This window comes from Thermoactinomyces sp. CICC 10735 (assembly GCF_016055175.1).
Lineage (GTDB): Bacteria > Bacillota > Bacilli > Thermoactinomycetales > Thermoactinomycetaceae > Thermoactinomyces > Thermoactinomyces vulgaris.
The window spans coordinates 1-13,910 of sequence record NZ_JAECVT010000001.1; the positions used below are offsets into that span (position 1 = coordinate 1).

At 47.9% G+C, this 13,910-nt stretch carries 16 protein-coding genes and 2 pseudogenes; 11 read left to right on the forward strand and 7 right to left on the reverse strand.

What is annotated here, in order from left to right; translation table 11 throughout:
- The 5 genes and pseudogenes from I8U23_RS13350 to I8U23_RS00025 form a co-directional block, all read left to right on the forward strand.
- Window positions 1-222: SMI1/KNR4 family protein (locus tag I8U23_RS13350; protein WP_232335406.1), on the forward strand; the 222-nt coding region annotated here is incomplete at its 5' end.
- Window positions 223-641: 419 nt separating this feature from the next.
- On the forward strand, window positions 642-1,148 hold the full coding sequence (locus I8U23_RS00005) for an Imm6 family immunity protein (RefSeq protein WP_198050577.1): 507 nt from the start codon (window positions 642-644) through the stop codon (window positions 1,146-1,148).
- 83 nt (window positions 1,149-1,231) lie between these two features.
- Window positions 1,232-1,732: pseudogene (locus tag I8U23_RS13355) on the forward strand (Imm6 family immunity protein).
- A 240-nt stretch (window positions 1,733-1,972) separates the two neighbouring features.
- A complete protein-coding gene (locus I8U23_RS00020; protein WP_198050579.1) occupies window positions 1,973-2,620 on the forward strand; it encodes a DUF4272 domain-containing protein in 648 nt (215 codons plus the stop codon).
- 93 nt (window positions 2,621-2,713) lie between these two features.
- Window positions 2,714-2,914 carry a glycine zipper domain-containing protein gene (locus I8U23_RS00025; RefSeq protein WP_198050580.1) on the forward strand — a complete coding sequence of 67 codons (201 nt, stop codon included), beginning with the start codon at window positions 2,714-2,716 and terminating at the stop codon, window positions 2,912-2,914.
- 64 nt (window positions 2,915-2,978) lie between these two features.
- Here I8U23_RS00025 and I8U23_RS00030 read toward each other — a convergent pair whose 3' ends face one another.
- Window positions 2,979-3,647 (reverse strand): SOS response-associated peptidase, encoded by a 669-nt coding sequence (locus I8U23_RS00030; protein WP_198050581.1) that lies wholly within the window; start codon window positions 3,645-3,647, stop codon window positions 2,979-2,981.
- A 195-nt stretch (window positions 3,648-3,842) separates the two neighbouring features.
- On the opposite strand from I8U23_RS00030, the gene I8U23_RS00035 reads away from it, so the two are divergent.
- Window positions 3,843-4,523, forward strand: a complete 681-nt coding sequence (locus I8U23_RS00035; protein ID WP_198050582.1) for a class I SAM-dependent methyltransferase — start codon at window positions 3,843-3,845, stop codon at window positions 4,521-4,523.
- A gap of 180 nt (window positions 4,524-4,703) precedes the next feature.
- Here I8U23_RS00035 and I8U23_RS00040 read toward each other — a convergent pair whose 3' ends face one another.
- Window positions 4,704-5,273 carry a dihydrofolate reductase family protein gene (locus I8U23_RS00040; protein WP_198050583.1) on the reverse strand — a complete coding sequence of 190 codons (570 nt, stop codon included), beginning with the start codon at window positions 5,271-5,273 and terminating at the stop codon, window positions 4,704-4,706.
- Between the two features lie 298 nt (window positions 5,274-5,571).
- On the opposite strand from I8U23_RS00040, the gene I8U23_RS00045 reads away from it, so the two are divergent.
- Together I8U23_RS00045 and I8U23_RS00050 are read left to right on the forward strand one after the other, a co-directional pair.
- Entirely contained in the window at window positions 5,572-6,072 is a 501-nt protein-coding gene (locus tag I8U23_RS00045; protein ID WP_037993592.1) for a snapalysin family zinc-dependent metalloprotease, read from the forward strand.
- Window position 6,073: 1 nt separating this feature from the next.
- Window positions 6,074-6,646, forward strand: coding sequence for a hypothetical protein (locus I8U23_RS00050; RefSeq protein ID WP_037993590.1), 573 nt, complete (start codon window positions 6,074-6,076; stop codon window positions 6,644-6,646).
- 72 nt (window positions 6,647-6,718) lie between these two features.
- Here I8U23_RS00050 and I8U23_RS00055 read toward each other — a convergent pair whose 3' ends face one another.
- Window positions 6,719-6,964, reverse strand: coding sequence for an SHOCT domain-containing protein (locus I8U23_RS00055; protein WP_037993588.1), 246 nt, complete (start codon window positions 6,962-6,964; stop codon window positions 6,719-6,721).
- Window positions 6,965-7,157: 193 nt separating this feature from the next.
- Here I8U23_RS00055 and I8U23_RS00060 point away from each other — a divergent pair, with 193 nt between their 5' ends.
- The 3 genes and pseudogenes from I8U23_RS00060 to I8U23_RS00070 all read left to right on the forward strand — a co-directional run.
- Window positions 7,158-7,844, forward strand: a complete 687-nt coding sequence (locus I8U23_RS00060; protein ID WP_037993586.1) for a response regulator transcription factor — start codon at window positions 7,158-7,160, stop codon at window positions 7,842-7,844.
- A 3-nt stretch (window positions 7,845-7,847) separates the two neighbouring features.
- Complete coding sequence (locus I8U23_RS00065) at window positions 7,848-9,173, forward strand: sensor histidine kinase (protein ID WP_198050584.1); 1,326 nt, start codon at window positions 7,848-7,850, stop codon at window positions 9,171-9,173.
- Window positions 9,174-9,265: 92 nt separating this feature from the next.
- Window positions 9,266-9,467: pseudogene (locus tag I8U23_RS00070) on the forward strand (hemerythrin domain-containing protein); the annotation flags it as partial.
- Between the two features lie 50 nt (window positions 9,468-9,517).
- Here the strand turns inward: I8U23_RS00070 and I8U23_RS00075 are convergent.
- From I8U23_RS00075 to ssuD, 4 genes are all read right to left on the reverse strand, one after another.
- A complete protein-coding gene (locus I8U23_RS00075; protein ID WP_069201527.1) occupies window positions 9,518-10,951 on the reverse strand; it encodes an MATE family efflux transporter in 1,434 nt (477 codons plus the stop codon).
- Between the two features lie 179 nt (window positions 10,952-11,130).
- Window positions 11,131-11,973, reverse strand: a complete 843-nt coding sequence (locus I8U23_RS00080) for an ATP-binding cassette domain-containing protein (RefSeq protein ID WP_082240571.1) — start codon at window positions 11,971-11,973, stop codon at window positions 11,131-11,133.
- 4 nt (window positions 11,974-11,977) lie between these two features.
- A complete protein-coding gene (locus I8U23_RS00085; RefSeq protein WP_049719881.1) occupies window positions 11,978-12,760 on the reverse strand; it encodes an ABC transporter permease subunit in 783 nt (260 codons plus the stop codon).
- Window positions 12,757-13,902, reverse strand: coding sequence for an FMNH2-dependent alkanesulfonate monooxygenase (ssuD, locus tag I8U23_RS00090; protein WP_198050585.1), 1,146 nt, complete (start codon window positions 13,900-13,902; stop codon window positions 12,757-12,759). Before ssuD ends, I8U23_RS00085 begins: the two co-directional genes overlap by 4 nt.
- Window positions 13,903-13,910: the final 8 nt, after the last annotated feature.

Here is a 13,910-nt window from a genome sequence, read left to right on the forward strand (position 1 = left end):
AAATATGTCCTTCCATCCGAAAAGGTTCAAGCACCACCAGAGTATAAACATAAATTTTATCCTCTTGATAGAAGTGAAGTTGAAGAAGCAGAAAAAAAACTGAATCGAACATTTCCAAAAGAGTTACGGAAATTTTACTCGCAGATTGGATATGGCTTTATGTGCTTTCATCAGAAGACTTTTGATAACCTGATTATGGGTCCCCATTCATCGCAGATTTGATCTTGGGTGAAGATATTTGGGAAGATTACTTTTTGGTTGAGGAAATTGCAGAGGATCCACATTTGTTCCCGTTTTTTTCTTGGGTAATGATGACTTGATTTTTTTTTTGATTTGAGTCAAGAGACTAGAGAAGGAATCCATCCGATTGACTGTGCAGGGGTGATCATTGCGGAATCCCTTGAAGACTTTTTACGAAAGCTGGATGCCAAAGAAAATTATTATATCAATGTTGTTAAAGATGAATGCGGCTTTTAAAAGATTTTTCCCCACTATAAATAATATGGCGAGGTCTTTATTGAAGGGGAAACTTGACGATACATTGAGATGGGAAGGGAACGGAAGAATATGAAATACTCAGGATTCGGAAAAAATTTACATAAAGAAAATGGGAAATGGTTCAGATGAAGGAGCAACCCGGTATGTTCACCAAAGTAACTCAATTGCGTTCTGATGCTCAAGTCGCTTATTTACTGACCTTATCAGAAACAATTATCCAAAAGCTGTCTGGTTCTGACGGGTATGAAAAAGCTTCGGAAGCTTTAAAAGCATGTTGGGATTGGGTGGAGACCAAAAGGGTTTCAGGAGATTGTCTCTATGAATTTTTGGATAACATTGATGAAACCGGGCTTTTTATCTTGATGCAGTTAGAAAAAGATGCTGTAAAGCAGAGGGTTTGGATTTGTGTGGTCAGTGCGATTTCATATACGACTTGGAAAGTTTATCAGGAGCGCGGTGAAAAATATCTTCCGGCACCTATAGAAGAAGTTGACGAAGATTTCATTTTGTATTTTATTGAGCAATTTCATTCCATCGGAGCCCGGTATAAAGAGATCTCAGAGAAACTCCTTCAGTTTTTAATGGTGAATCACAAGGTGGTTCATCGAGAAAGCATGATATCTGTCATAAAAAACAAAAAGCTCAATTGACCGCAGAAAAGTTGATGGCAAATCCGGTTTGCTGATCTGCATTTGAGGAGGCAACAGGGATGAAGTGGTATAAGAAAGTAAAAATGGATGCGAAAGCGGCTTATTATTTAGCACTGTCAGAAAAAATATTGAATAACTTAACTCCTTATAATGATTGGTATCAGATTGTGAAAGAGACGATGGATCTGTGTTGGATGTGGGTCGAGGAAAAAAAGGTGAGTGGATGTGATCTTTATATGGAAGTGGATGATGAAGATGAAGGGTTATTTGTTATCGGGATAATATAAACAGATCCATTTCAGGGAGATTTACAGGCAGAGTCAGCTTTTTGGTGTGTTTTTGATGCAGTATGTTACACGATATGGTCAGGGTTTAAATTTGATAAGATGGAAAATGAACTTCCTCAACCGATTGAAAGTATAAATGATGAGATGATTGATCACCGGTTTATGGAAGAAATAAGAAAAGTAAACGGCTACCAAGAAGAATGGGCTGAGCGATTAAAAAAATACCTGCTTAAAAATTATCCGCCAGGCAGTGACAAGAAGATCCAAAGAGAAGAATTATTGAATTTGATTGCGTAAAAAGGATTCAATGAGATATTTGCTGTATTATTTTTTGTCTTGTTTAAAGAAACCCGCTTTGGTTGACAGGAGCGGGCTGTTTTCTTGGGTTTCTATCGATTGATGTATTTCCGCCATGGTGAGGATGATGTATTAATTGATATGTCTTTGTTATTCAAGGATAATGAAATCAATAGAAAATAAAATGTTTTTGGTTAAAATGGCACAGGTGAATTTTTAGAACATAAGAGGTGTTGGCCGATGGCGGAGATGCAGAAACAAGTCGTGATGGATCCCGGCGGGGAGCGTGTGGTGATGATCTTCGGTTTTCCGGTTGAGCCGAAGAGAAGGGAAGTGAGCGTGCGTCCGGCGGAGGATGTGGCCTGGCGGGCTTTGGCGCTCCATTTGTTGCAGGGGGTGATTTTTCATCCTGCGCCGGAAGAGGTGGTGAAATGGGCACACGAAGAGGGGTTGTGGGAACATTTGAGCCAGCAGGAGAAAGAGATTTTCCGGATTCCGGTTTCAGGTCTCTCCCCGGAAGAAATCCGGTGGAAGCAACAAGCCCTGCAATCGCATCTTTTGACGTGGCGTATCGAAGGTTTGCTTGCGATGTTATGGAGCCTCGATTTGGTTGAATCCCTGGAACCGCCGGTCGACCGGTGTGACGGCACCGTGATGCAGGATGTGTTGCCGATGCCGGGAGATTCCCTGGAAGCCTTTATCAGGAAAGCCCGTTTGCGCCCGGTGGAAGAGATTGTACAAATGCTGGAGCGGCATTTGCAAATTTACCACCAACAGGCCGAAGCTTATGAAAAAGGAGAAACGCTTCCATTTGACCTGTTGGTCGCTTATGAACGCATCCATGCGTGGAATTGGGTTTGCGGATGGGTGGATGAATGGGATGATTAAGGGTATGGATGCTTATATGGTTCAAGTTCTTATTTTTCGGGTATATACATAGCGGTATGATGGTTTGGTATATTTTCCATTGGAGGTAACAACATGACCAAAGATCAAAAGGACCAAGAGAACAAAATGGGAAAGTCAATGGGTTTCGGCATGGCGATTGGCGTTGCCATCGGCGTCGGCATTGGGTTGGCCATGGATAACCTGGGGCTTTGGATGGCGATCGGGGTTGCCATTGGCGCCGGCTTGGGCGGAGCCGGTTATGCATTCAGCAACGACAAAGAAGAGAAAGAATAATGTTTGCTTGCAAAGCGAACGAAAACCAGGGAAACCATCCCTGGTTTTTTATGTTTGCTGGGGCTTATCCCTGAACAGCCGGTTCGATGAGGGACGGATCATCGTTTTTGGGGGAGTTGACCCGTTGTGACACGGGATAGGATTCCATTTGTTCTTCCGGATAAGGTTCAAGCAGTGACTGCAAAACAACGGGGTTGTTCATTTCCGGATCCAGCCAGGTTTCGTAGTCGTCTTCCCTCAGGATGACTGGCATCCGGTTGTGCACCTCTTTGACGAGGGCATTGGGCCGGGTGGTGATAATGGTGCAGGTATACAAAAAGTCTGTTCCTTGTTTCCATTGGTCCCACAGCCCGGCAAAAGCAAACGGTTCCCCGCCCTTGATTTGAAACCGGTAAGGCTGTTTGGTTTTTCCGCTTCTTTTCCATTCATAAAAGCCGTCCGCCGGGATCAAGCAGCGTTGTTTGCGGAAAGGATGCTTGTAAGCAGGCCTTTCGTCCAAGGTTTCCGCGCGGGAATTGATCATTTTGTAGCCGATTTTGGGATCCTTGGCCCAAAAGGGAACCAGCCCCCATCGCATGGGTTGTCCGACACGGCGGTTTCCCTGTCGGGTCACTGTGAGGACGGGTTGGCTGGGAGCAATGTTGTATCGCGGGTTCCACTCATCGGGAAACGTGAACCCGAATTTTTCTTGTAAAAGGTTGAAATCCATGGCCAGCGAAAAGCGTCCGCACATAAGATCACACCATCCCAAGCGGGAGTTTTTCTTTTTCCCCATCATAGAGAAAGCGGGTCTTCGGGTCAACCCGGACGGAGGAATCCCGGGAAGACAAGTGTGATGGATTTAACGGAAGGGCACAATCCATTTAATTAAGATAAAGGCAAAGGACACCTCCTGATCAAGGTTCAGGAAATAAAACGAGGTGAAAAAATGCCGGCACCAACAGCAAAATTGCCCGGGCATCTGTTTCTGGCAAGTCTGGGGAAAACGGTTCTCCGGCCCGGGGGAAGAAAAGGAACGCAGAAAATCATTGATCATCTGCAACCGGATGAACATTCCTGTCTTTTGGAAGTCGCGGGAAACATGGGGACCACGGCGGTGCATCTGGCCAAAACATACGGTTGCCGCATTGTGTGCGTGGACCTGCATCAAGACAGTTTGAAAAAGGCGGAAAAGAATATCAAACAGGCGGGGGTGGAGCATTTAATCACCCTGCAAAGGGCCGATGCCAGAGATTTGCCGTTTGCGGATGAAACGTTTGATGGTGTGATCAATGAGGCCATGCTGACAATGCTGCCTGATCAGGATAAAATCAAAGCTTTGAATGAGTATTACCGGGTTTTGAAAAAAGGCGGCAAACTGGGAACCCACGATTTGTTGATCAAACGGCAGCCGACCGAAGAAATGTTGAAAATGGTGAAACATATCATGGATGTTCCCTTGCCGGACAACCCGGTTGTGGTCAAGCTGTTGCATCATGCATTGAATTTGATCGTCAGACCATTGGACCGGAAAAAATGGGAGGGCATCTATGCCCAAACCCCCTTTTCCAAGGTGGAATTCAAAGAAGGGGAGATGACCCTGTTAACCCTGGATGGTCTCCCTGTATGACGAGGGGTGGGACCGAACCATTGAGATTTTGCAAAATGCGGCGAAGTCCGGGGAGGCCAAAGAAAGGCTCTCTTTTATGATTAAATTGTTTAACCAAACCGAAACGTTCGGGCATATCACCATTCACGCGGAAAAATGACAAAACCCAATCCAAACCATACGCTTTTAAGCGTATGGTTTTTATTTGTCTTTTGGATGATAGATCAGTTGCACCACACCGGAAGAAAACGTCCGGGTTTGCATCAGTTTTAAATTCAGCCGCTTTTTCAAATCGGTAAATAACGGTTTTCCTTCTCCCAAAACAACAGGGTGAACGGACAACCGGAATTCATCCACCAGCCCCAAATCGATGAACGAGGCGATGAGATCGGCGCCGCCATACAGCCAAATGTCTTTGCCGGGCTGGTTTTTGATTTTCATGACTTCTTTATAAAGAGGGCCATGGATGAACGTTGCTTGCGGGCCGGTTTTCGTCCGTGTCCGGGAGAAGACAACTTTCTTTTTGCGTTGAATCTGTTGCCAAATTTCTTTTTCCATCTCCGGTGCTTCGGCGTGCGGGCGGTATTGTTCCCATATTTCATAACTTTTTCTGCCAAACAGAATCGTGTCGATTTGATTCAGGAAGGAAATGAAGTCCATATCCGGTTCCATGATGCACCAATCAATTTCTCCATTTTTCCCTTCAATAAAACCATCCAACGTCACGGCCAAATCCAAAAGGATTCTTCTAGGGTTGGTGTGATCGGACATCCTTGTTCTCCCTTTCTGCCAAGATTTGATTGGAATACATGTATGATACATGAAGAGCCGTCGGAGTCAAGACGATGTTTATTGGTGGACGGACTGTTTAAAGGAAAATGGGGAGCGTTTGCGGAAGATCATGAAATGGAGCTATAGGAAGAAAAATGAACCATGAGCCGGAAACAGCCGGATTTTGAACAGGAAAAGGAACACATCATTGAAGGTGGATATATTTTTATTTATATTTAGAATATTTTTATGATAAAATCACATTAGATCATCGATGGACAAGCAGGAGGTTCATGGATTGAAAAAAATCACCTTTCTTTTGCTTCTGGCTTTGACGGTGTTTTTCGGCTTGTTTCCGAGCGGATATGCAGCTCATTACATTGACTCGGATTCGGTGAAAAATGGAGCGATTCGATATAAAAATTCTTCCCGGTATCTGAAGGCGGTCGACCATGCGGATTATGCCTGGAACCAGCTGACGACGATATCCATTTATCCGGCAAGCTCACCGGATTTGATCTTTTATGATGCCAATTACTCCACGGCAAGCTGGGACGGGCTGTACACGCCGAAATCCGGAGCGGATACCATTCATTTGAATATCTATTACATGGACAAGTATACGACACCCGTTCAAGCCCGCGTGGCCGCCCATGAAATGGGGCATGCTCTGGGTTTGGGGGATCATGAAGAATACAGCTACCGGAAAATCTTAATGTATAAATGTTCCACCTGTAACCCCTATAACACACCGACTCACCATGACCGGCAAGATTATTATGCCAAATGGAGGGACTAAGATGAAAAAGCGCTATGTCTTCGTGGCGGCGTCACTGCTGTTTCTTTTTACCGGTGTGATCGTCGCGTATCAACATTTTTCCAAACAGGAGCCCGAAGTGATCAATGCGGCCGCTTCTTATGTGACGGATATCGATGACCCGCGAAAGCTTTCCGGGTTTACCAGCGATATTTTCATCGGCAAGGTGGTTGAAAAATCCGGGAGCAACCCAACGGGCGCCATTCCTGAAACCCGGTTTGACGTGCAAGTGATCGAAACCCTCAAAGGAAAAGCGGTGGGCCAAGTAACGGTGAACCAACAAGCCGGATATGATGAGAACGGGGATTTCTTTACTATTGACGGGGACCGGATGTTGATCCCCGGGAAAATCTACCTGTTTGCCACAGTTTACGATTCGGTTCACGATTGGTACACCCTTGTTCCCAATGCCGGGGATGTTCCCTTGACCGTCAAGGAAGAGGTTTCAGCCTCCGGTGACGGGGACATTGTCTTTGATGAATCATCACAAAAAGCCATTGAAGAGATGAAACGGGGCATTGAAAATGAAATTCCGTTTGAACCGGGGAACCGGTAGCATGGTTTCTCTGATGAGAAAAGGAGTCAGGGCAAGTTTCCTGACTCCTTTTTTGTTCTGCCGGCCGGTCGGTTATTTCCTCAGCAGTTCTTTCATTTTCAGGTATTCTTCTTCGCTGATTTCATGATTGATCAAGCGGAGTTTTAAAATTTCTTCGGCTTCCAGATGGATGCCGGTGGAATGAGAGCGGCAACCGGAACGGCGGTTCATGAACCGGAAGATCAAAATCGCCGCGATCAGCAGGCAGAAGAATGCAATGGGAAAAATGAAAAAAGGAAAAAAGGGAGCATGGGTTGCCGGGTGTACGGTTAAAAACATAAGATCACCTCTCTGATTGAAATGGTCAGATAAACTACCTTGCACGGGTATAAGATACATTTTTTTCATCACAAATAAATTTGTGAAAAAGTCACAGACCGGTCACGAATCCATCAGGAATTGCTTGTCTTTTCAAACGGGCAGAGTGGCTGTGTTAAGATGAAGTTGATTTTTGGATGCATGGAGGTTCGCCATGGACAGGAAAGAGACCATATTGGTAGTGGATGATGATAAAGAAATCGTGGAATTGATGCAGGATTTTCTGGAAGATGAGGGTTATCGGGTGGAAAAGGCTTTCGATGCGGGACAAGCGCTTAAACTGTTGAATCAGGTGCCGGTGGATTGCATCCTTTTGGATGTGATGATGCCCGGGCAGGACGGCTTTGAACTGTGCCGCGAAATCCGGAGAAACAATGATGTTCCCATTTTGTTTTTAAGCGCCCGCAACGGAGACATGGATAAAATCAGGGGGCTCGGAATTGGCGGGGACGATTACATTGTCAAGTCAGCCACGCCGGTGGAAGTGGTGGCCCGGGTCAAAGCGGTTCTTCGCCGTTACCGGAAACAAGCTTCCCCGCAAAAAGCGGTTCTCCGGTATGGCCCGCTCCGCTTGGATGTCTGGGCGCATGAGGTTTTCGTAAATGGCAAACCCGTTTCCCTGACGCCGAAAGAGTTTGACATTCTCCTCTTGTTTGCCGAACATCCCCGCCAAGTGTTCACCTACGATCAATTGCTTGAGAAATTTTGGGACGGGGTGGGGGACAAACATACGGTGGTTGTGCATATCAGCCGAATCCGTGAAAAAATCGAAGAAGATCCCAATCATCCCAAATGGATTGTCAATGTTTGGGGAGTCGGGTACCGTTTTGAAGGGGCATAAGCCATGAAAACATTGCGAATCCGCCAGTTTCTTTTTGCCGGTTTGTTGGCCATGGTGCTGTTGCCGAGATTGTTTTACATCCTCACGGACTATGTTCTTGAGCCGGTCGTGGCACATCAAACCGAGTCCAAAAGGGCTTTGGCTGACCAAATGATGCGGGACATCACGCAGCATGCGGATGAGTGGAAAGATACCGGGTGGCAACAAGCCTTCCAAAAACAGTATGCATCTTCCGGGATTCCCGTTTTCATCACCGATCCGTCCGGACAAAAAATCTTTCAAACGGGCCGTCCGCATCCCAACCCATGGAACAGCCGGCAAATGACCGTGATCGAAAACGGAGAAGTCCGGGGAGTGGTTCATCTGTATTTGAACAACCACCAGCAGGTATTTGCGGTTTTATCCGCTGTTTTTGGGGTCATTGCCACGATTTTTCTCATTGGATGGCTGATGGGGAAATATGTGCTGAAGCCCCTTTCGGGCATGAGTGCAGCTGCCAAACAAATTGCAAAAGGGAATTTGGATTTCCGGCTGCCTGCCTCCCGGTTGACGGAAGTGGCCGAGGTCCGGACGGCATTTGAGAAGATGGGGGACAGCCTCCGGGAGTCGCTGAACCGACAGGCAAAATTGGAAGAGGAACACCGCTTTTTTATCTCCTCCATCGCCCATGACCTGCGCACGCCGCTGTTTGTTTTGCGGGGCAGTTTATGGAGGATGGAGCAAGGGTTGGTCCGGTCCCCGGAGAAAATGGAAAGGTATATCCATGTGTGCAGGCAAAAAGCCGAACAGCTGGAGCGGTTGATATCCGATCTGTTTGCTTATGCAAAGACGGAATTTCAGGAACCGTCGTCCGCGGTTCGGGGCGAGACGTTTGATTTTGGAGATTGGATGGAAGAAATCGTGGATCAATTCCGGCTGGTCGCACAAACCAAAAACATTGAGATTTGCGTGCAGCGGCAAACGGAAAAATGTTTGGTGCGGGGGGACAAACACTTACTGGAACGGGCCGTGCTCAATCTGATGGACAATGCGTTTTATTACACGCCTTCCGGGGGCGAAATCTGCGTGCAATGGCGCAAGGAAGGAAATCAAGTCGTTTTTGCGGTTGCCGATACCGGACCGGGGATTCCGGAGCAGGATTTGCCCCATGTCTTTGAGCCCTTCTACCGGGCGGAAAAATCAAGAAATCCCAAAACCGGGGGAACCGGCTTGGGACTGACGATTGCAAAACGGATCCTTCATGCCCACCAAGGGGATCTGTTTGCCGGAAATCAGCCTGGAAAAGGGGCTGTCTTTACCGGGCGGCTTCCGCTTCACGGATGTTCTTGAAAACAGCTTATGGTTTATCCGATGGAAACCATTCTTTCAATGGCCCGTTTGGCCTTTTCGGAAATGTCCTTCGGCACGGTGATCACATGTTTGTTTTGGAATCGGAGCACAGTGAGGCCGGGGAGCTCCTCAAGAAAATGAGAGGTTACCAATGGGTACACACTGCCGGATGGGGCGTGCCGGACATATGCACTGACCTTTCACATGCTTGAGAGGTTGGAAGCGGATTTGTTCCAGCACATTCATTTGGAAAACAACATTTTGTTCCCGCGTTTTAAAAGCGAAATGAAATAAAAACAAAGAGCCCGTGAATCTTGAATTCACGGGCTCTTCTTTGGCAGAAGTCATCCGTTGGCCGGTTCCGGCTGTTCGAAGAATTGTTGATGTCTTTTCCCTTTCCAATACTTCCGGTAGTAGATGTATTGTCCGAGGAGTGTGGCGAAATAGGAAACGGGATAAGCCATCCAGACCCCGTATAAGCCAAACAGCCGGGAGAAGACAAACGCACATGGAATTTCCACCAAAATGATGGTTGCGATAATGATGGTGGTGGGCCAGAAAACGGTGCCGCTGGAGCGCATCAATCCGGATAAAATCACCGCATGGCCGAGCACGGTGAACGCCCACAAGGTGAAGAACAGAGATTTTTGCGTGATGTCAATGGTGGACGGGTCCGTCAAGAACATGGACAGGATCGGGCGGCTGAACACATAGATGAGAATGGTCAAAAAGCCGCCGACCACATAGTTCAACCATACGGTGGTTTTGATTAATTCCGTCAGTTTTTCTTGAAGATTGGCCCCGATGAGTTGGGCGCCGAAGATTCCCACGGCGATCGACAAGCTCATGGACGGAATGTGCACATAGTTGATGACTTGGTTAATGACTCCGTAGGCCGCCGTGGCTTTTGCCCCGAAATGGTTGACAAACGTGACAATGGCCAATTCCGAAACGGAGATGACAACCATTTGGATACTGGTCGGCAACCCGATTTTTACCATCAATCGCAAAATTTGCGGGTTCAATTTCAGCATTTTCAATGTATCTCTGTCCAAGGCAAGCGGGTGTCGCACTTTGAACAAATAAAGGATCAACAGGATAAACGTCACCAGGCTGGCGATGATTTGAGCCAGCGCCGCTCCTTCCAACCCCATCTGCGGAACGCCCCATCCGAACAAAAACAGGGGGGTGAGCAAAATGGTCAGGGATGTGCTGATGATCAAAAAATAAAAGGGCGTTTTCGAATCGCCGGTTCCCCGCAACAAGGTGGTGTAAATCACATAAGGAAACAAAAAGGGCAATCCGAGAAAAAGAACATGCATGAATTTGGAAGAATCGTTTTTAATCTCCTCCGAGATTCCCATGAGGGAGAGCAATTGGTCCGAAAATAACCAACCAATGATTAAAGATATGACTCCCAAAATAAAACTAAAAGTGAGTGAAGTGCCGACAGTTTCTTTCATTTTCTCCGTGTTCCCGCTTCCGAAAGCTTGCCCGATGAGCACGGAGCTGGCACTTCCCAGGCCAATCACAAAGGAGATCAAAAAGAAGGTCAGCGGAAATACCGTACTGGCGGCTGCCAGAGCATTTTCGCCCAACTGTTTTCCGATCAGAACGGAGCTGACCGTTCCGCCTAAAGATTGCAATGCATTGCTAAAAATTAACGGGATCAAAAACGGGATCATCGTCTTCCAAATCGGTAAAGAAAAATCTATGGAATGCTCTTTTTTGGTTTCAGGGATTTTCTTGGCGGATATGGCTTGTTCTTGTTGAGACATGTTGATCCTCCTTTCTTTCAGGTCATTTTATGAAGGGATTCTCAAAAAACCCTTTAGCATCATAACATATTGTTAAAAGAAAATCTTTATGAAAATGATAATCTAATTTTATTTTTATTGTTAATAAAAGTAAATGATTGGCAAATAAAAAATGCCAGACGCTGTGTCTGGCATATTTATTATAAGCGCGAAGGCTCGGGAAGCTTGTTTGCGGGATTCACAGGGGAGTGGGAAGATGCGGATGATTCGTTCCGGCAGGGTTGGGCAGTGTCCATGACTTCCTTCAGGATACGGCCCGTCAGGGAAGAGAAACGCGCATCGTCCCTTTGGCGGGGTCTGGGAAGAGTCACCGGAATGTCCGTTGCGACTTTGCCGTCTTTCAGCAAGATGACCCGGTCTGCCAGAGTCACCGCTTCTTCGACGTCGTGCGTCACCAACAGAGCAGTAAATTTTTGTTCTTGCCACAGTTCTTCAATCAATTTTTGCATTTCGATCCGGGTGAAAGCATCCAAAGCGCCCAAGGGTTCATCCAACAACAAAAGGCGGGGGCGGCTGACCAGGGCACGGGCCAGCGCCACCCGTTGCCGTTGTCCCCCGGAGAGAATACGGGGCCATTCATCTTTATACTGATCGAGTCCCACTTTTTCCAACATCAATTCGGTTTTTTCTTTTCGATGGCGCTTGTCCCGGATGCCGAGGGCAACATTTTGGAAAACTTTTTTCCAAGGCAACAGGCGGGATTCCTGAAACATCATGCGGGCCGCTGAATTGATTCCGGTCAGGAATTCTCCGTCTTGAATGATTTTTCCCCCGCTGGTTTTTTCGATTCCGGCAATCAATCGGAGCAATGTGCTTTTTCCGGTGCCGGAGCGGCCAACCACGGCGATGAATTCTCCCGGGGTGATTTGAAGGTTGATGTGATCCAGAATCAAACGGCCGTCGTATTGTTTTTGCAAGTCTTTCAAGTTGAGCCGGGTTCCGAAAGGTTGACGGTTCAGGTGAAACACCTCCTGCGATTGCATATGGTTATTGGGTTTCCCGCCACTTCAGGCAACGGTTCTCCAACATTTTCGCCAAAAGGTCTGCCGCTTTTCCGAGCAGAGCATAGAGCAGAATGCTTAACACCACGACATCCATTTGCATAAATTCCCGGGCATTCATGGCCATGTAGCCGATGCCGGAATCAAAGGAGATGGTTTCGGCCACGATCAGGGTCAGCCACATGATTCCCAGGGCATAGCGGAGCCCGATGAGGATGGAAGGCAACGCATTGGGCAAAAGAATGTGCCAGAAAAAATACCCGGGGGTGAGTTGATAGATTTTGCCCACTTCAATCAATCCGGGATCAATGTGGCGGATGCCGTGAAACGTGTTTAAATAGACGGGGAAGAAGACCCCGAGGGCAACCAGAAATAATTTGGATTCTTCCCCGATGCCAAACCACATGATGGCAAGCGGAATCAAAGCGAGATGAGGAATGTTGCGCAACATTTGCACCGTGGAATCCAGAAGCTTTTCAGCCACCCGGGAGATTCCGTTTAAAAATCCCAGCAGCAGCCCGATTCCGCCGCCGATACCCAATCCCAAAAGAGCGCGGACCGTGCTGTCGGCAATGTGCTGCAGCAATTCCCCGGACCGGGTTAAGCGGACAGCCGCTTCAATCACCGTGAGGGGTGCCGGCAAGGTCCGGTCGGAAATCCAGCCGATGCTGCTGAATAGTTGCCAGAGCACAATCAGCAGGGCCGGAACCAGCCAAGACAGGAGAAAGTGAAATTTGCGTGCATGAGGCCTGATGGTTTTGGTGTTCATTTCACCTCTCCTTTCTTTTGCGGAAGATGATGATTGGCCACAATTTCCCCGAACGGGCTCACGGCGTGCGGCCGGGAGTAAAGAGAACCGGTCGGAAGGGACAGTTCCGGGAACAGCCATTCCGCAACCCGGTAGGCCTCTTCCAGATGGGGGTAGCCGGACAAAATAAAGGTTTCGATTCCCAAATCGGCGTATTCCCGGATCCTCTTGGCAACCGTTTGCGGGTCCCCGACCAGCGCTGTGCCGGCGCCGCCCCGGACCAGTCCGATTCCGGCCCACAAATTGGGGCTGATTTCCAAATTGGATTTTTTGCCATGATGAAGCCGGGTCATGCGTTGTTGGCCGACGGAATCAAAGCGGGAAAAAATACGTTGGGCATTGCGGATGGTCTTTTCATCCAAATGGCGGATCATTTCTTCGGCCGCTTTCCACGCCTCTTTTTCGGTTTCGCGGATGATGACATGCAAGCGAATGCCAAACGTTACGGTTCTTCCTTGTTGAGCGGCAAGCTTGCGGACTTGCTCAATTTTGGAAGCAACTTGGGACGGGGGTTCTCCCCATGTGAGATAAACATCCGCGTGTTTTGCGGCCACTTGCATTCCCGCGGCAGAGGAGCCGCCGAAATACAAAGGCGGATGCGGATTTTGAACCGGGGGAAACAGCAGGCTTCCGCCTTTGATATGGAGATGGCGCCCGTGAAAATCCACTTTTTCCCCTTGCATGATCCGGCGAAAGACCGTTAAAAATTCGTCGGTCAATTCATAGCGGGTGTCATGGTCGAGATGAATGCCGTCCCCGGCCAGTTCCACCGGATCCCCCCCGGTGACGACATTTAAGAGCAACCGTCCGTTGGACAAACGGTCAAAAGTGGCGGCCATGCGCGCAGAAGCTGAAGGGGAAATGATGCCCGGACGAACCGCGACCAAAAATTTCATCCGTTTGGTGACCGAAAGCAAAGAGGACGCCACAATCCATGCATCCTCACAGGATCGTCCGGTGGGGATGAGCGCGCCGCTGAATCCGAGATGATCCACGGCTTGAGCCACTTGGAGCAAATAAGGATACTCGGTGGCGCGCCCTCCGATCGATGTTCCCAAATAACGTCCGTCTCCATGGGTCGGGAGAAACCAAAAAAGTTTCATCAATCTCA